Source organism: Mobilisporobacter senegalensis, assembly GCF_003752155.1.
GTDB lineage: Bacteria > Bacillota > Clostridia > Lachnospirales > Lachnospiraceae > Mobilisporobacter > Mobilisporobacter senegalensis.
Map to the genome: position 1 here is coordinate 278,777 of NZ_RJVG01000006.1, position 18,895 is coordinate 297,671.

The 18,895-nt window shown below is 35.4% G+C and carries 15 protein-coding genes; 4 read left to right on the forward strand and 11 right to left on the reverse strand.

Features of this window, described 5'->3' with window-relative positions; genetic code table 11:
* The first annotated feature begins 36 nt into the window (after window positions 1–36).
* Window positions 37–939, forward strand: coding sequence for a LysR family transcriptional regulator (locus tag EDD66_RS11680; RefSeq protein WP_123609763.1), 903 nt, complete (start codon window positions 37–39; stop codon window positions 937–939).
* 134 nt (window positions 940–1,073) lie between these two features.
* Here EDD66_RS11680 and EDD66_RS11685 read toward each other — a convergent pair whose 3' ends face one another.
* Both EDD66_RS11685 and EDD66_RS11690 read right to left on the reverse strand, forming a co-directional pair.
* Window positions 1,074–2,681 (reverse strand): ABC transporter permease, encoded by a 1,608-nt coding sequence (locus EDD66_RS11685; RefSeq protein WP_123609764.1) that lies wholly within the window; start codon window positions 2,679–2,681, stop codon window positions 1,074–1,076.
* A 2-nt stretch (window positions 2,682–2,683) separates the two neighbouring features.
* Entirely contained in the window at window positions 2,684–3,586 is a 903-nt protein-coding gene (locus tag EDD66_RS11690; RefSeq protein ID WP_123609765.1) for an ABC transporter ATP-binding protein, read from the reverse strand.
* Between the two features lie 156 nt (window positions 3,587–3,742).
* On the opposite strand from EDD66_RS11690, the gene EDD66_RS11695 reads away from it, so the two are divergent.
* The gene (locus tag EDD66_RS11695; RefSeq protein WP_123609766.1) at window positions 3,743–4,345 is read left to right on the forward strand and encodes a TetR/AcrR family transcriptional regulator; all 603 of its coding nucleotides are present in this window, start codon (window positions 3,743–3,745) and stop codon (window positions 4,343–4,345) included.
* 90 nt (window positions 4,346–4,435) lie between these two features.
* Here the strand turns inward: EDD66_RS11695 and mutY are convergent, their stop codons facing one another.
* The 9 genes from mutY to EDD66_RS11740 all read right to left on the reverse strand — a co-directional run bounded on the left by mutY (window position 4,436) and on the right by EDD66_RS11740 (window position 17,042).
* On the reverse strand, window positions 4,436–5,479 hold the full coding sequence (gene mutY, locus EDD66_RS11700) for an A/G-specific adenine glycosylase (protein WP_123609767.1): 1,044 nt from the start codon (window positions 5,477–5,479) through the stop codon (window positions 4,436–4,438).
* A gap of 118 nt (window positions 5,480–5,597) precedes the next feature.
* Window positions 5,598–7,382 (reverse strand): methyl-accepting chemotaxis protein, encoded by a 1,785-nt coding sequence (locus EDD66_RS11705; protein WP_123609768.1) that lies wholly within the window; start codon window positions 7,380–7,382, stop codon window positions 5,598–5,600.
* 316 nt (window positions 7,383–7,698) lie between these two features.
* Complete coding sequence (gene ilvC, locus EDD66_RS11710; RefSeq protein WP_123609769.1) at window positions 7,699–8,709, reverse strand: ketol-acid reductoisomerase; 1,011 nt, start codon at window positions 8,707–8,709, stop codon at window positions 7,699–7,701.
* Between the two features lie 89 nt (window positions 8,710–8,798).
* On the reverse strand, window positions 8,799–9,302 hold the full coding sequence (gene ilvN, locus EDD66_RS11715; protein WP_123609770.1) for an acetolactate synthase small subunit: 504 nt from the start codon (window positions 9,300–9,302) through the stop codon (window positions 8,799–8,801).
* 258 nt (window positions 9,303–9,560) lie between these two features.
* A complete protein-coding gene (locus EDD66_RS11720) occupies window positions 9,561–10,715 on the reverse strand; it encodes an LCP family protein (RefSeq protein ID WP_123609771.1) in 1,155 nt (384 codons plus the stop codon).
* An 11-nt stretch (window positions 10,716–10,726) separates the two neighbouring features.
* Entirely contained in the window at window positions 10,727–11,650 is a 924-nt protein-coding gene (locus tag EDD66_RS11725; RefSeq protein WP_123609772.1) for a glycosyltransferase family 2 protein, read from the reverse strand.
* 31 nt (window positions 11,651–11,681) lie between these two features.
* Entirely contained in the window at window positions 11,682–12,629 is a 948-nt protein-coding gene (locus EDD66_RS11730; protein ID WP_123609773.1) for a glycosyltransferase family 2 protein, read from the reverse strand.
* Window positions 12,630–12,704: 75 nt separating this feature from the next.
* Entirely contained in the window at window positions 12,705–15,125 is a 2,421-nt protein-coding gene (locus tag EDD66_RS11735) for a homocysteine S-methyltransferase family protein (protein WP_123609774.1), read from the reverse strand.
* A 114-nt stretch (window positions 15,126–15,239) separates the two neighbouring features.
* Window positions 15,240–17,042, reverse strand: a complete 1,803-nt coding sequence (locus EDD66_RS11740) for a bifunctional homocysteine S-methyltransferase/methylenetetrahydrofolate reductase (protein ID WP_123609775.1) — start codon at window positions 17,040–17,042, stop codon at window positions 15,240–15,242.
* 433 nt (window positions 17,043–17,475) lie between these two features.
* Between EDD66_RS11740 and EDD66_RS11745 the strand changes: the two genes are divergently transcribed.
* Entirely contained in the window at window positions 17,476–17,763 is a 288-nt protein-coding gene (locus tag EDD66_RS11745; RefSeq protein ID WP_334295114.1) for a PadR family transcriptional regulator, read from the forward strand.
* 1 nt (window position 17,764) lies between these two features.
* Window positions 17,765–18,724, forward strand: a complete 960-nt coding sequence (locus tag EDD66_RS11750) for a permease prefix domain 1-containing protein (RefSeq protein ID WP_123609777.1) — start codon at window positions 17,765–17,767, stop codon at window positions 18,722–18,724.
* Window positions 18,725–18,895: the final 171 nt, after the last annotated feature.

An 18,895-nucleotide genomic window follows, 5' to 3' on the forward strand; every position in this document is an offset into this window, starting at 1 on the left:
TGAAAGCTGATAATCATCAGCTCAAAGGAGTTTACTATGGAACAGAATTTATCTCTATATCATATCTTTAATACAGTTGCAGAGACAGGTAATATTTCAAAAGCAGCAAAAGAACTTTATATAAGCCAGCCTGCTATTAGTAAAGCAATTAGTAAACTCGAACAAAATCTCGATATTCCTCTTTTCATAAGAAACTCCAGAGGGGTAAAGTTGACTGATGAGGGAAAAGTTCTATATGAACATACAAGAAAAGCATTTGATTCCCTCATAAAAGGGGAAGATACCATCCGAAAGATTAATGAATTAGAAATTGGCCATATACGCATTGGTGTGAGCACAACTTTATGTAAATATATTCTTTTGCCGTATCTTAAGAAATTTATCAAGGATAATCCACATATAAAAATAAGTATCAGCTGCCAATCCACATTTCACACAATGAAACTCCTGGAAGAGAATAAAATTGATATTGGATTAATAGGCAAACCTGATAATTTAAAAGAACTTGATTTTTATTCCATTGATGAGATCGAAGATGTTTTTGTTGCCACAAAGACATATGTTGAGAATCTAAAATTAAGAGAATTAAATGATCATGCTGATATTTTTCAGACAGCTAATATTCTTCTGTTAGATGAAGAAAACATTACCAGACACTATATTGATGACTATTTCTATCGAAATAATATCCAGATAAATAATGCCCTGGAAATCAGTAATATGGATCTGTTGATTGAATTTGCAAGAATTGGCCTCGGCATTGCCTGTGTCATTAAAGACTTTGTCAAAAAAGACCTGGCGTCAGGTACCTTAATAGAGATTCCATTAGATTTTCCTATTCAGAAAAGAGAAATCGGATTTGCTTATTCCAATAAAGCCGTTCTCTCCAATTCCATGGAAAAATTTATTCAATTTTATAAAAAAGGGCTGACGCACTAAAATTGTGCGGCGCCCTTTCTACGTTAGTGACGTTTATCACATTTTAGATATTGATGTGATAAACATTCTATTTCTATGTAGACGACCTACAATTTAGTAGGCCAGCTCCTTATATCTTAGTTTGATATATTCGGCTATGCTTTTGTCAAAATATCTCTATTTCTAAATCCAAGTAATCCAATACCTGTTAATATAACTGAAATACAGATCATCCAAAACAGAGGCATTAGTGGCAGCTCTAAAATATTAATAGTATAATGGACATAGGAGAAAGGAGAAATGCACATTATTGACCAATCAATAATCTGCCCTTCCCATGCAAATTCCAAGATGGTAAATGACAACCAGATTCCCCACCCTAAGGCTGTTATTTTAGGACATGCTCCATACAATAAGGCTGTTACCCCTAACAGTATCCACACAGGCGGTATTTTTGAAATGCACATACCAAAAATATGCCAGAATTCATTCCTTAAATTCCCTGCAATCATTCCATAAGTAAATCCCCCTGCAACACCCATGATAACCATCAATAAGGCAGAACCAAGATATGCTATGATTAAATGACTGCCCATCCATCGAATCCTGCCAATCTGTTTATCTACCAACATTTCTACTCTGCCTTCATTTTCTTCTTTTTTTAACTGTAATACGGCACTCATAGCATAAAAAGACACAAAAAGTGATATCAGATAGATACTGATGCTAATAAAGACGTATCCCAGACCTACCTCATTAGACCAGTTTGTTCCTCCCAGACTCGATAGCCAGTCGCTCATTCCCCCCGTACTGGATAACCCTGGTGAAATAGCCGAAAATGCAGCGATATATAATACTGTCCCCACTATCCAGCCTATGAAACTTTTCTTATGAAGCCTCCAAGCCAATGCCAGTGGACCGGAAAAATGGGGCGGTGCTTCAAAAGGACCAGAACGTGCGGTCAGAATACCTGCTCCTAAATCTCTGTGAATGGAAAGTATATAAGCAATCACTGTAAATATCATTCCAATGGCAATAAAGTATAATAGATTCCAGCCATAATTTCCGGCAAATGGCTGGGTAAGGCGCTGCCATGCCATGGGATTGATCCATTTTAAGAAAGTATCCCCACCTCTGAAATTATTCAAAATCGCCATTGCCAGCCCAAGCCCAAGGGCTGTTATCCCAATCCCTCTGGCTGTTCCACTATTTTCCCTGAGCTGAACTCCTAAAGCACCTAATCCGGAAAAAAAGAAACCAACCGTTGCCATAGTTGCTCCGTACAAAAAAGAGCCTGCGGGTTCACCGCCAAGAATAATAATACTTAACCCAATGAGTATCCCTGCTATCAGATTTCCAATAACGGTCAACCCCACTGCAGCCGTCAAATTGGCAAAAGGACCTATTACATATGCACGGATCAATTCACTGCGGCCTGTCTCTTCATCTGTACGAGTGTGCCGAATTACAGTGAGCAGGCTGCCAATCCCCAGGACAAGGGCAATTTGGGAGGTTCCTCTCCATACAATGGCTCCTGAAAGATCAATAGAAATCGCAGGGCCAAGAAGTGCAGAAATCAAAGGGTCTTTATTGAATTCAGTCAGAACACTGTCAAGTCCCTGAGTAGCCATGGCAGCGAAAGTTCCTGCAGTTATAAAAACAAGAATGGATGGAACCAATATCCATATTGGAAGTAAGAACTGATCCCTGCGCAGAAATAATTTAAACAATGTTTTAGTACCTGTAAAATCACTGGCCCGCATCTTTAAATCCCTCCTTTTTCACTAATATCATCGCCATAATGGCGCATGAACAGTTCTTCCAAACTAGGAGGCTCGGCAGTCAAAAATTGGATTCCCCGGGGCACCAATACTTCCATCACTTCTGCCATTGCAGTAGAATCCACAGAAAAGCAATACTTCAGACCATTTTTTGATACATCATATATCCCATGGATTTTTTCAAGCCCTGGGACAGAGGTTTTTGTCTCAACATTAATGGTAGTCCGGGTCAGATGACGAAGCCCGGATAAGGTTCCTGATTCTACAATCTGACCTTTGCGGATAATACTTACCCTATCACAAAGTGTCTCCACTTCTGATAAAATATGACTTGACAATAATACTGTTTTACCGGCTTTTTTTACTTCAGCCACACATTCCTGAAAGATTGCTTCCATCAGCGGATCAAGTCCTGAGGTCGGTTCATCCAGAAGGTATAATTGGGCATCACAGGAAAAGGCTGCTACCAAAGCTACTTTCTGGCGGTTTCCTTTCGAGTAAGTTCTGCTTTTTTTAGTAGGATCAAGCTGATATCGTTCCAACAGCTGTTTTTTCCTTGAAACATTAAGCCCTCCATGTATGCGTCCAAGCAGGTCAATCACTTCCCCTCCGGACAAATCCGGCCATAGTGTTACATCTCCTGGAACATAGATGAGCTGACGATGGAGTTCTACTGCATCCTTCCACGGATCTTTGCCAAGCAGTGTGATTTTTCCTGATGTTTTTCGCAAAATGCCTAGTAAGATCCTGATAGTTGTTGATTTACCAGCGCCGTTAGGACCAATAAATCCATGTACTTCTCCTTGCTTAACTGTAAGATTGATTCCCTTTAATGCCTGTGTCGTACCAAAAGATTTAGTCAGCTTTTGAATATCAATTATATCCATATTCATTCCTCCTGTTTTATATATTTTATATGTTTTATAATAATATGTTATAATATCTCTATAATATTCTATTGAAAAACTTTTGTCAACAAGTTTTATATGTTTTATATTGACTCATTATAAAACTTTTGATATCATTACAATGAGGTGAAATACATGAACGGATATGAACGCAGAACAGAGTTAAAAAAAGATAAAATACGCAGTGCTGCATTGGAACTTTTTTGTGCGTATGGCACAGATAAAACAAGTATTAATGAAATCGCCCAAAAGGCAGGAGTTGCACCTGCCAGTATTTATAACTATTTTGGGAGTAAGGAAGAAATGGTAAAAGATATCATCATAAACCTGTTGGAAAGCAGCTTGAAAGCCAAAAAGGAATTATGGGAGTCTGACCGGCCTTTTCCTGAGCTAATGAAACGTGCCATATCCATGCAGGATGATTTTATTGAACATACTAATCTGGACCTTCTTCTACAAGCTTTGTTAAATACTGATCCTGAAATTAAGAAATTGATAGATGATATTTATAAACGCAGATATCCTTATATCGTAGAAAAATTTATTGAAAAAGGACATAAAGACGGCTATATACGCAGGGATCTTTCTATTGAAGCTGCTACTATTTATCTAAAAATGTATCAGGATGTTGTTCAGCAGCCTGAAATATTGAAGAATAGAAATAAAAATTTATTAAAAGAATTATATGATTTAATGCTATATGGATTAGCGGGAACTCCTATTCAGGATAAGGTATAATTTTTTCAAAAAATATTTAAACCCTTTTAGGCTTTTATAACTTCATATAAATAAAAGAAAAGCAACTTTTACAGGCTGCTTTTCTTTTATTTATATTTTCTTTATATATGCTTCAAATGCGGAGGGTAATGTATATTTCTCTTCTATCTCTTCTCTCGTTACCCATATAAGATTATTATCTTCCATTATCTTGTTAAGACGTATACGATAGCCAACCATTCTCCATTCAATGTGAGAAAATATGTGCTTTTCTTCTCCAAGGGATTCTAAACTTTTTATGTTGCCAATATATTTTGACGAATACTCTTCTCCTTCTATGATGTTTAATTTCCCATCTACACTTGGAAGTTCCCATAATCCTGCAAGTAAGCCTTTATTTTCTCTTCTCCTGATTGCAATCTTATCCTGATATTCTATTACCAGAATTGTTCTGTCTTCCAGCTTTCTCTTTTTCTTCTCTGGTTTGATAGGAATACTGCACATAGTTCCATTCCGAAATCCCCTGCATAAATGCATCACCGGGCATTTCTCACAAAGTGGTTTTCCATTGGGAATACATATAGTCGCTCCCAGCTCCATTAATGCCTGATTAAAGTCACCCGGCCTGTCTTTTGGAATAATTACAAGCAGATCTTTTTCCAATTCTTTCTGTACACTGGCTTTTGTTATATCATCAAAACTTCCTGCAATTCTTTTTGTGACCCTGTATACATTACCATCAATGGCGGGAACCGGAATCTGATATGCAATAGAGGCTATTGCTCCAGCTGTATATGGACCAATTCCTTTCAATTTTAAAAGTTCATTATAAGATGGGGGCAGAACACCATCATACTCGTTCATTATGGTGATAGCCGCCGTTTGAAGATTTCGGACCCGGTTATAATATCCTAATCCTTCCCACAGTTTTAAAAGTTTATCCTCTTCTGCCATGGCTAAAGCTTTAATATCCGGCAAATTAGTAATAAATCGATCAAAATACGGCTTCACCGCTTCTACTCTGGTCTGTTGAAGCATGATTTCTGATATCCATACATAATAAGGCTTTGGGTTGTCTCTCCAAGGTAAGATCCTTGCATTTAAATCATACCAGTCAAGTAAGTAACTGGTAATCTCTGAATAATTATAACTCATTACATTCTCTCATTTCTAATATTTCTTCGTAAGCCAATTTTAACATAATAACTTGTAATTGAAAGCCCCCATCTTCCTCAATCCATCAATTATTTAATATATAATAATCTTCTCTCAGCTATCTGACAGTAAATTTTTGAGTTTCCTCATATAACATATCTGACGATTCTTTAGACTGCTCAATCAGACTCATAATATTATTGGATTGATTCGTTATATCCATACTCTTTTCCGCAATATCTGTCGTTCCCTGGGCTCCCTCATTAGAAGCTCTTGCAACTTCATGAATTGCCTGAAGTACATTATTTACAGATGCCAGCAATTCTTCTGAAGTAGCACTAAATTCAGTGATCATCTCATCCACATTATTAGAATCGCTGCTATAAGAATCTGCAACTTCCCGAAGTTTATTATAATCTTCCGTTACTTCTCCTGATACATATTCTAATAAATCTTTTGCGCTATCTGCCAGATTCTTAACTGCTCCTACAACAACTTCTGTAACGTCCTGTATTTTTAAAACACTACCTTTTGATTGTTCTGCAAGATTACGGATCTCATCAGCAACAACACTAAAACCTTTTCCTGCTTCTCCTGCTCTGGCTGCTTCAATTGCAGCATTGAGAGCCAATAAATTAGTCTGGGTAGTGATATCCATAATAGAGTCGGATAGTACATTGATTTCTTCCACGACTTTTGCTTTTTCTAAAGCATTCCCCAGCTTGCTCCCGATCTCTTTCTTTATTTGGTTCGCTCTGACCTGTGATTGATCTGCCATATCTTTCGTATCACTGGCTCTTTGCCTTATCTCAACTACCTGATTTGTCCCCTCGCCTGCTCTTACTGCAATATTTCTTGCTGCAGATTCAATTTCCTGTGCTGTGGCACTGATCTCTTCGGATGATGCAGCAGTCTCTTCCATTCCCGCTGCTATCTCTTCTGTGGTTGCAGATACACTTTCAATAGTACTGTTTAATTCATTATAACTCTTTGTTATGTCTGAAACTATATTCTGCATCACTTTGGATTCTTCCTGAACCTTCTTGATTAACATCCCTACTGATAATTGCATATTGTTTAAAGCATTTGCCAATATACCAAAATCGTCTTTTCTCTTAAGGTCTTTCTCGCTGATCTCACTGGTTAAATCACCAACCTCAACTTTTTTAAGTACACCCATAGCACTATTCAATCCTACTACTATATTTCTTGATATAATAATTGATAAAATAATCATTAAAGCTAAAATAATTATAAGTACTGCAATCAATGTCATTATAAATTTGGCAAGCTGAGCTGATTGCTGGGATGCCATATCAGAGATTAAATTATCAATATCATCTGTATAATTTCCCGTACCAACCACCCATCCATATGGTTCAAATAGTTTTGTGTAACCACGTTTTGGTGATGCCTCTGTTTCTCCTTCTTTTGGGAAAGCATAGTCTACATAACCACCTTCTGGATTTTTAGCTGCTGCAATTAATTCTTTTATCATTGGTTTACCGTTAGCATCCTTAGCTTCTAAACGGTTTGTCCCTTCTGTATCGTTCCCAAGCAATACTACATTATCACCTTCTACAGTGTCTATCCAAAAATATCCGCCTTCTTTATAACGCAGTTCACGAATAATATCTGCACTGATCAATTTAGCTTCTTCTAATGTATATTCTCCATTTTCATACTTAGCATATATTGTATCCAGCAATGAAATTACATTTGTAACCTGTTCTTTTATAGATTCATCGTAATCACTTCTAACCGTTGTTTCAATCTCTTTCATGGCAAACTCATTTGTATTATTAATTAAAATAAGTGCAAAAATTGAAAGAAAAATAATTGAAGCAAATGATAGAATAACTAGAACAAAGATTTTACTGCGAACCTTCAAATTGTTGAGCATAACTATCTCCTCCTAATGTTACGTAATATTTATACGTATATATTATCAGAATATTCGCCAATTATCAACAAATATATACAAAAATACAAAATTTTCTACAATTTTATGGGGAATTATGTATAATTTTATACAATATACAAAATTTTTCCATAATTCCTTGTATAATAATACGTTTAGTTCTGATATTAATTCATACTTTTTTCACATTTTTTACATTAGTAACCTGAGCTATTCACAAAAACTATAAAAATAGACAAAAAAATACTGTCCCATCTACGATTTTTCAATCGTTAATGGGACAGTCCCCTTAATACAATTAATTATTAATTAATTTATCTTTATTTGTCCAGCTCATCATCTTACGAAGTTCTGCGCCTACAGTTTCCAGTTGATGTTCTGATTCTTTTCTTCTCTTTGCTAAGAAATTTGGACAACCCACTTGATTTTCCAATAACCAGTTACGGGCAAATACACCTTCCTGGATATCTTTTAATACTTGTCTCATGGCATTCTTTGTATCTTCCGTAATAATTTTTGGTCCGGTGATATAATCACCGTATTCTGCTGTATTAGAAATAGAATATCTCATTCCTGCAAAACCACTTTCATTAATTAAGTCTACAATGAGTTTCATTTCATGAATACATTCAAAATATGCACTTTCTGGTTCATATCCAGCTTCTACTAATACTTCAAAACCAGTCTTCATAAGTTGGGTTACACCACCACAAAGAACTGCTTGTTCACCAAAAAGGTCTGTTTCTGTTTCTTCTCTGAATGTAGTCTGTAAAACACCTGCTCTTGCACCGCCGATTGCCAGAGAATATGCAAGTCCAATGTCATGAGCTTTACCAGAAGCATCCTGATGAACTGCTATAAGGCAAGGAACACCTTGACCTTCTAAATATTGACTTCTAACTGTATGTCCTGGTCCTTTTGGAGCGATCATAATTACATCTACATCTTTAGGAGGTATAATCTGACCAAAATGAATCGCAAAACCATGTGCGAACATTAATACATTACCTGCTTCCAGGTTTGGAGCTATAGATTCATTATACAACTTTGCCTGCTTTTCATCATTAATAAGAATCATAATGACGTCTGCTCTCTTTGCAGCTTCTGCTGCTGTATATACTTCAAATCCAGCTTTCTCAGCTTTACTCCATGAATTACTTCCTTCGTAAAGACCTATGATAACATGAACACCTGACTCCTTTGCATTAAGTGCATGTGCATGCCCCTGGCTACCATAACCAATGACAGCTACTGTCTTACCTTCTAATAATGATAGGTTACAATCTTCCTGATAAAAAATCTTTGCCATTTTTGTTTCCTCCTAAAATAATTTTTATATACTATTGACTAATCGAAAGAAATATTTATTTTAATTTCTTCCATTCGTGTAAAGTAAAACTAATCTATGTAGTCTGAAATATCCCCAGATCCTCTTGTGAGGCCTGTGATTCCTGTTCTCACCAATTCTTTAATTACTAAACCATCTAATAGATTAATGAATGCATCAATCTTAGCCTGATTACCGGTTAATTCCACCATCAGGGAATCTTTTGCAACATCTACAATCTTTGCTCTGAAAATATCTGCCACTGCAATGACTGATTGTCTTTGTGCTACATCTGCCTCTACTTTTACTAATACAAGTTCCCTGCAGACAGATTCACCTTCCACCAGTTCCTTAATCTCTTGTACATCTTCTAATTTATTAAGTTGTTTTTCAATCTGCTCCAGAATCTGATCATCACCATTTACGACTACTGTCATTCTTGAAAGAGACGGATCCTGTGTTTCACCAACTGTTAAACTGTCAATATTATATCCTCTTCTGCTAAATAAACCCGCAACTCGACTTAAAACACCTGAAGTATTGTCAACTAATATAGATAATACCATCTTTCTCATGGTTTACTCTCCTTTCAAGACTATGATCCATATGCAAAAAGCCCTTCACTACAGTTCCCTGTAATGGGGCAATTGATTGTTTGTATTGTATCAATATACATTTCTTTTGTCAAGCTGCGATTTAGCAAATTAAAGTGCTTAAGTACAAGGAGTAAACAATAAAAAAATGAGGTAAACCTTTATTTTACCTCATTTTTTCATATTTTATCTACTTTATTATAAGCTATACTAATTTGTCATATCTAATATAATCTCTTGTTATTGATTTAAATTACTATCTTCCGATGTCTCTGCCACCGTTTCCAAAGTGTTCTCTTTCCCATCATAATTAAAGATAAAGTCATTTAGTTCCTGGGTATTTATTGCTATGTCCGGAATTAAAACAGCCATATTTCTGATACGTGCCTGGCTAAATGAGTTATCCACGGGAATTCTCATTTGATCAATTTCTGTTGTACCTAACATTACTACTGATTTAATATAAGAAAGAATCTCTTCATTGGTCAAATCTGTAGCCAGATAAGGCATCATAGTTTCTGTTAATTTCACTAATTCAGAGAGTGACATCCCTTTTGCTTCATTAAAGATCGATTGCAGTACATCTCTTTGTCTTCTTGTACGTCCAAAATCGCCTTCTGCATCCTGTCTGATCCTTGTATAGGCCAGAGCCTGCTCTCCGTTTAAATTATTCAGCCCTGGCTTCACATTAAGGACAGAGCCTCTATGATAAGCAGTTGTTAAATATTTATATTCTTTATCCGTAAGTTCTATCTCAACTCCGCCAACGGTATCGATTACCGCCTGGAATGCCGTAAAATCCACGATTACATAGCCATCTAATTTAATACCAAAGTTCGTTGCAATTGTTTCATAAAGCAATTTAACTCCACCGTAAGCATAAGATGCATTAAACCGGTCATCACCATGTCCTGGGATCGGCACATACATATCTCTCATTAAAGAAGTTAGTTTCAACCTTTTATGTTTTAGATCCAGGGTTGCTATCATAGTTGAATCCGATCTTCCTGATTCAGTCCAGGTAGCACGTTTATCTGAACCAACTAAAAGTATATTAATTACGTCCTTATCAGAAGTTAATAGGTCATCATCCAGCTCTACTGTAGATAAATCAGTGGACGGATCACGATCCATTCTGTTCAGCACTGCATTTACCTGAGTCTCAAATGTAGCAATCGCCCATCCGGCAATAATGGATAATGCCAGTAAAAGCCCAAGGAAAGTCCTTTTAATTGCCCGGTTTCTGCGCTTCTTCTTGATATATCCCTGTTTTCTTCTTTCTTTATCATCCATATCATCGTCTACATGATTAAACGCGATATCTCTTTCCTGTAAACCAGTATCCCCTTTACTGTTGCGCTCAATATATGTTTTATATTCTTTTTTTCTATCCATCTTTTACTCCTCTAAATAATTAAGAATACTCCTAAGTTTCTAATTAAACCTGTTTTAAGATAGCCCCTGGTGAGAATAATGTATCTTCTTTGAAACCAGTTTTTCCTATAAAGAGTTGCAAAATCATAAATCACTTTTTTATTCTCCTGAGATAATTGTTCTTTATATATCTGGAAGAATTCATATGCCTGCCTTTGTGTGTCTAATAATATCTGCTTTTGCTTTTGCAGATTTTTAATCCGATTTTGCACATAATTTAAAAAACTTTGGTTTCCTATTACATTATTTCCATGTTGTCTGTAAAGTAAGGTCGCTTTTGGTAAATATTCAATTTTACCAAAACCGGAAGTTACTAAAGCGATCCACCAATCATGTACTCTAGCTGATTTCGGTAAATTTGTCAATAGGTTTTTTATAGCAGAATTCATCATAATAGTACACCCTATTAATTTATTCTCAATGAGCAGATGATTTAAATCCAGCTTTTTAGTATCAAGCCTGGATACCCGATAAAAAGAAGGATATATCTCCCGGAGATTTGCATCTACCACAATTACATCTGAGAATACAGTAACGGGATATCCCTTCCCCTCTTTCTCTTCTGCCTTCTTCAAAAATTCCAATGTACGCTGAATCTTGTCTTTCATCCATATATCATCTTGATCGCAGAACATGACATAGTCAGTATCACACCTTTTTGCACCTTCAAGAAAATTTAAGACCACACCAAGATTTTTTGGATTCTGATAAACAATAATCTTCTCAGGGTATTTTTCTTCATATTCCTTCAATATAGAAATTGTACCATCTTTCGAACCATCATCACAAAGCCATAGCTTCCAATCTGTATATGTGTTTTCCAAAATTGAATCAATCTGCTCTCTTACATATTTTTCGCCATTATATGTCGCCATGACGATTCCCACTGTACTCATATATTGCCCTCCAGATCAAGTTACTTCTCATCTAATAATTTTTCCAAAAAGATTTATTCATACTAAATTTAAGAATTAACCATTTAGGGAGTTTTTCATAGTGATATCCCATTTTAAAACCTAAATATTTAAAACCACTTTGAAGAACCAGATCAGGAATAAGGTGGATTTTCTTTTTATGGAGTAAATATTTAGCAGTGCTCTTTACCATACGTATCCCTTCTGTTTCTGATTTTATGTTTTCAAAAATCTCTTTATATTGTCTTTGGGAAACCGCCAAGTCAAAATTCCTGGTAAATTGCTGGAAATAACTGTACTTATGAGAATGAATTACTTTTGCATTGGCTGCATACCCAATGGAATAACCGGCACCTATCACCTTTGAAGCCATGATCATATCTTCATTAAATATAGTTTTAGTAACAAATCCTCCAAGATCATTATATATTTCTCTCTTATATGCAGCACATACATTGGAACAGAAATAAGTCTTAATACCAAGAGTATCAAGGTCTTTTACAGACTTTATACTATCATTTTCCGGATAATTAAATGTTCTTATATATTGTTCAATAAAACCGGCTTCCTTATTGGCTAATTGTCTTCCATAAGCAACTGCTACATTTTTATTATCAAATGGTTCTAACATTCTCTCAATAAGATATTTATCTGCAGGTACCGCATCCTGAGTCATAAACAGAATAATATCTGCATTACTTAAAGTCGCTCCAAAATTTCTTGTTCCACCATGATCAAATTCTTCTTTTTTAATATGAATTACCTTTAAATTAGAGATATTCTCAATTCTGGAGATATCTAAGAATTCTTCTTCTGTATTGATCACAAATATATGGTCTGGTTTTATTGTTTGTTTTTCCAGCCTTCTCATTAATTGATAGAATTTATTATCTGGTTTATAACTTGGGATAATTAAGTCCAGAGAATATTTTTTCTTACTTAAGACTTCTTCCTGTACCATTCTTTTTCTCCATTTCAAATTATTAGCCTGAAGCAGACTCTTATAATAAATACCCTGATTTTTAATCTTAAGATGCTAATCTAAAACATTAAGCAGCTTTTTCGCTATTTTAATAGTGTCTCCTGCGTCTTTTGCATATCCATTGGCACCTATCTCGTCAGCATAACTTTGGGTAATAACAGCTCCGCCAATTATTATTTTTGCCTTCAGGCCTTCCTCTTTTGCCCTTTTAACTACCGTCTTCATTTCAACCATTGTAGTTGTCATTAATGCAGAAAGAGCAATAATATCTGCATCCTTCTCTTTGGCAGTCTCAATGATCAGATCAGTGGAAACATCTTTTCCCAGATCAATTACTTCAAATCCATAATTCTTAAGCATTAATACTACCAGGTTCTTCCCAATATCATGAATGTCACCTGACACTGTGGCAATTACTATCGAACCTATTTTTTTCTTTGCTTCTCCTTGTTCTAACAATGGTTCCAGATACTCTATCGCCGTCTTCATTGCCTCTGCACTTGAAATTAACTGGGGAAGGAAATAAATCTGCTTATCAAATAAATTACCAACTTCATTAATTGCAGGAATTAAGATATCATCGATGATGTCTGAGGGTCTTGCCCCTTCTTCCAATGAATTTTTAACAAGATCCACAATATTATTACGGTTTCCTTTAATTACAGAATCGTAAATAGGATGATTTTCCTCTTTCTTTACACTCTGCTTGTCCTCTTTCTTACTAGTGATTACTGTCTGTTTTGATGTGACCTTATTTATATAACGTAAATCTGCTGCCTCTTTATTCATAAGTAAATCTGCAGCATATGCTGTGTTCATTAAAAGATCCTGGGATGGGTTGGCTATAGCCATCGTCAGTCCTTCTTTAATAGCAAAGGCCAGGAATGTACTGTTAATAAATTGTCTGTCCGGCAAGCCAAAAGATATATTTGATAATCCTACAATAGTGGCAACACCCAGATCTTCTTTACAGAACCTTATGGTTTCTAACGTTTCAAATGCCGCCATTTTATTGGCTCCAATAGTATTTACTAATCCGTCTACTACAATATCTTCTCTGGATAGACCTACCTTTAGTGCTTCTTCTACTATTGTTCTGATGATCTGTTTTTTCTCCTCAATGTCTTTTGGCAGTCCTGTTTCCGAAACAGGAAGCAGGATGAACATAGCTCCGTATTTCTTGGCAATTGGAATAAGGCGTTCCATTTTTCCTTTTTCTAATGAAATAGAATTAATCAGAGCCCTGCCCGGATAAATACGAAGAGCTTCTTCTATGACATCGCTATAGCTGGAATCCATGCAAAGTGGTAAATCAGAAATTCTTATCATCTCGTGAACCACTTTTAATAACATCTCTTTTTCATCGATTCCATTCATACCCATATTAATATCAAGAATATCCGCACCATTTTCCTTTTGTTCTACAGCCATAGAATTAACAATGTCGAGTTTTCCCTGTCTTAATTCCTCTTGGAGTGCTTTTTTGCCGGTAGGATTGATTCTCTCCCCTACGATTAGTAAACGGCCATCTAAATCAATCTCTAAAGTTTTTCTTTCGCTTGTTAATGCCCGTATCTTTATATCGCTAATTGGCAGCGGTCTCACTTCCTTTAGGATATCATTTAAGGCTTTTATATGATCAGGAGTGGTTCCACAACATCCACCTACTATGCTGGCGCCACATTCAACCAGATGTTTAACACCAGATGCAAATTCGTCCGCTCCCATATCAAATACCGTTTCATCACCATGTAACTGTGGTAAACCTGCATTTGGTTTGGCGATAATAGGTACTGTTGCAACCTTCTTCATAAGAGCTACGATATCTGCCATCTGTTCTGGGCCGGTAGAACAGTTTACTCCAACTGCATCTGCTCCCATACTTTGCAATACAATGATAGCAGTCGCAGGGTCTGTTCCATATAATGTTCTAAGGTCTTCTGCAAATGTTAAACTTATCATCACCGGAAGGTCACAGATTTCTTTTACTGCCAAAAGTGCTGCCCTGCACTCAGAGAGGCTCATCATAGTCTCAACGACAAATAAATCCACCCCTTCCATCAACATATATGAGATCTGTTCCTTATAAATATCCACCAATTCTTCAAAAGTTAATGTGCCAAGTGGATAAAGCTGTTCCCCAGTCATAGTCAGATCTCCTGCTACATAAGCTTTTCCACCGGCAGCTTCTTTGGATAATTTCACAAGTTCGCGATTCATATATTCAATCTTATCTGCCAATCCGTATTCTTCTAATTTAATACGATTTCCTGAGAACGTTGGAGCATATAAAATATTGCTTCCTGATTCTACATATTCTTTTTGTAAATCAATCAATATCTCTCTATGGTTTAAAATCCATTCTTCCGGACAAACACCCACAGGCATGCCTCTTTTTTGAAGATTGGTACCTGTTGCCCCATCCAATAGAATGATTCCTGAGTTCATTAATTTTCTAAATTCTTCTCTTGTCATATATCCACTCTCCTATAAACCATAGATATTAATCTATCTACATTGTCATTATAACTTACTGCCCAGTCTTAAATATACAATTATTCTTACATATTTCTTAATTTTTTCATAACATTATTTAATAATGATCTTATCCAATAAGCTAGTCCGGTTAAATGGCAGCATAAAATAGTATCCATCTGCAAAGGAACTTAACTTTTCAATAATCTCATTAGCAATTGACGCCCCAACATTCTCAGCTTCTTCCTTCGTCATATCAGGATGATATCTGGTGATAATTTCATCCGGTATATTTATCCCTGTGATTTCATTCTTTATAAAATTTGCATTACGATAACTTACTAAAGGCATTATACCACATAATATCTTAGTATCAATTCGTTCTTTGATATATGCTATTCTTTCTATATCTTTCTCTGAATAAATAGGCTGAGTTAAAAAATATTTTGCTCCTCCATCAATCTTTCTTTGCATACGCTCTATTACTTTATCAATACTTCCTCTTCCATAATTTAGGGCACCGCCATAATAGATTGGAGCTTCTATAAAATGTTCTTCATTCATTTCCTTTATAAAATTCATTAACTGTATAGAATTATAATCAAAAACACCCGTAGTAGATACTCTGCTTACAGTGGGAACCGGATCTCCGGTAACCACTAACAGATTTCTTACGTCATTAATATAAGCTCCCAACAGACTAGAGCGCATTGCTATCATATTACGGTCCCTGCAGCACACATGAGGCATTACCGGAATTCCAACTTCTTTTCCAATTCTAATGCTCATAAGAATAGAATCCGCGCGGCTTCTTCCCATTGGTGAATCTGCTATTGTAATAATATCTGCACCACTCTTTTTAATATCATGAGCACACTGAATCATTTTATCATAGTTTGCATCATAAGGGGGGTCGAGTTCTACCGCAATAACCTTTCTCCCTGTGGAAAACAAATCATAAAATGCATTGGAATATAATTCTTTATATCCATTGTCTTTTTGGGTAAATGATACCCGGACACCTCTTCCTGTTCCCGCCAGATCTATATGTTCATGTAAAGCTTTAATATATTCCGGCGTTGTTCCACAGCACCCGCCAATCATATCTGTTCCAAGTTCTGCAATCTGCCTCAAATTGCCTTCAAAGTAATTCACATTATCCGTAAATATCATACGATTCTGTAGTTGTTCCGGATACCCTGCATTGGGCATTGATACAATATATTTATTTTCTGGAAATGGTAACTTTTTAAGATTTTCAAACATATGGCCGGAACCAATCCCGCAATTAAAGCCGCATGCATCTATTTCATCAATACTGCTTAGATCTTCAAGCAATTTTCTTGCACTGAACCCACTTGTTGTATATCCATTTTTATTGATGCAAAAGTTTGTTATTATAAAAACTTCTTTATCTTTTCCCTTAATATATTTTACTAAAGGAATAATATATTTTAAATCTGAAAATGTTTCAAAGAGAATCACTTCTGCTTTTTCTTCCAGGAATACATCAACCATCAATTGGTATTCCAAAAGAATTTCCTCTTCATCAGATAGAGCATTTTCAGGAATCGGCCCTATGTCTCCTGCTATATATACTTGATGTCTGGTATTTGCCCCGTCTGCTTCTTCTGCAATAACTGCCGCTTTTGCTATATGGTATGCACTGCGAATCATATCCTTTAATTCTTCTCTATCCATATGTAAAACTTCTTTACTTGCAGCAAACGTATTGGTACGGATTAATTTGGCCCCAGCTTTTATATATTCCCTGTGAATGGATTCAATTTTCTTAGGAGCAGTTATATTTGCCAGTTCTGAGATTGCATTCTCATTATTCTCAAGTTCTGCATAATAAGTTCCCATTGCACCATCTATTATTAACTTATATTTGTTAAGATAATCTCTAATTTTCATACTGCCTCCTAATATTTCAATCACTTTTATTGTTCCTTATTATATAGGATTCCTTATGAAATAACAATATTTCCAAGATTAGTTTTTTTCTATCACTGAATCATGGAAAATTTAAAGAATACATTAAAAAATATCTGTTCCAGTTCAGCCATAAGCTCGAATCCGCTACGCGGCTTCGAGCTTGGGCAGAGCGCCATATAGAAAATAATATATAAACTGCACTTAGTATGCGAGCACCCACGTGCATTTTATATATTATTTTCTGCATGGCTGAACTGAAATAAATATTACTTTACTTATCGTAGTAATTATGTTATACTAACTTTACTACGACAGATATAGTATGACAGGCGAAGTACGACAGATGAAGTATAAATAATAAGGAGGTAAAAGTGTGATAAGCAGTGATATAATTCGAGGATACAATGATACCATGATTCTTTACATGCTTTTGGACCACGAATCTTACGGATATGAAATATCAAAGAATATCAAAGAAATTTCTAATGAGAAATATATTATGAAAGAAACGACTCTTTATTCCGCTTTCAACCGTTTAGAAAAAAATGGATTTATTGAGTCCTTCTATAAAGATGAGACTTTTGGTAAAAGGCGAACGTACTATAGGATTACAAAAACAGGTCTGGACTACTATAAAGAAAAATGCGAAGAGTGGAAATTGACAAAAGAAGTAGTAAATCAATTTATTAGGGAGGTATAGTATGGAAACAATTAAAAATTATCTGGAAAACATATTCTCAAGTCTGCCAAATACCAGTCAAATGGATAAGTTAAAAAATGATATCCTATCCAATATGGAGGATAAATATAACGAACTTAAAGAAAATGGCAAAACTGAAAATGAGGCAATTGGTATTGTAATATCAGAATTTGGTAACATCGATGAATTATTGAATGAACTTGGTATTGAAAAAGATTCTCCTTTACCGGTAGTCACCTTAGATGAAGCAAATAATTATCTGAATGCCCAGAAAAGTGCAAACAGGCTCATAGGTATTGGGGTATTTTTATGTATTCTGGCGCCAGCAATGTTAATTCTATTACATCAGCTAAGTGAAGACAGATATTTCGTAATCGTATCACAGGAAGCAGGCTCAATTCTCAGTCTCATACCTTTACTTATTCTCATTGCAATTGGTGTTGGATTATTTATTTACGCAGATATGAAAACCAGCAAATATAAATATATAGAAAATGACTTTGAATTACCGACAAGCGTAAAAATATATCTGGAAGAAATGTATGAAGCAAATATGCCCAAACATACACTATCTGTAATTATTGGAGTCGTTATGTGCATTATAGCACCAATAATACTCTTTATTTCTTCTGCTTTCGACGATCGTTTTTCTGTATATGCACTATCACTTCTACTTTTCATAATCGGTATTGCAGTATTTATTTTTATATATTATGGTTCTACCAAAGACAACTTAAGTAAATTATTAAAGATTGATAACTTTGATAAGAAAAAATCCGAAGAAAACAAAGTAATTGGAGCCGTAGCATCCATTGTATGGCCTATTGCAGTCGTAATTTTCCTTATTAGTGGTTTTGTATATAATCAATGGTATATCAACTGGATTGTCTTTCCTGTTACCGGGATATTGTTTGGAATGTTTAGTGCAACTTATTCCATATTAAAGAAAGAGAATAAATAGTTTTAAAGAATTCTCTTTTGGAGGTATCAAAAAGTTTTAACATGGGACTGTGGTGAAACTATTATAAATAAATATCAAAAGGGGCTGTAAAAAAACTCCCCTAAAAGAAAAATCGCTGTAGGCATAGAGCTTACAGCGATTTTTTGATATAATTAGTTATGCGATTAACTA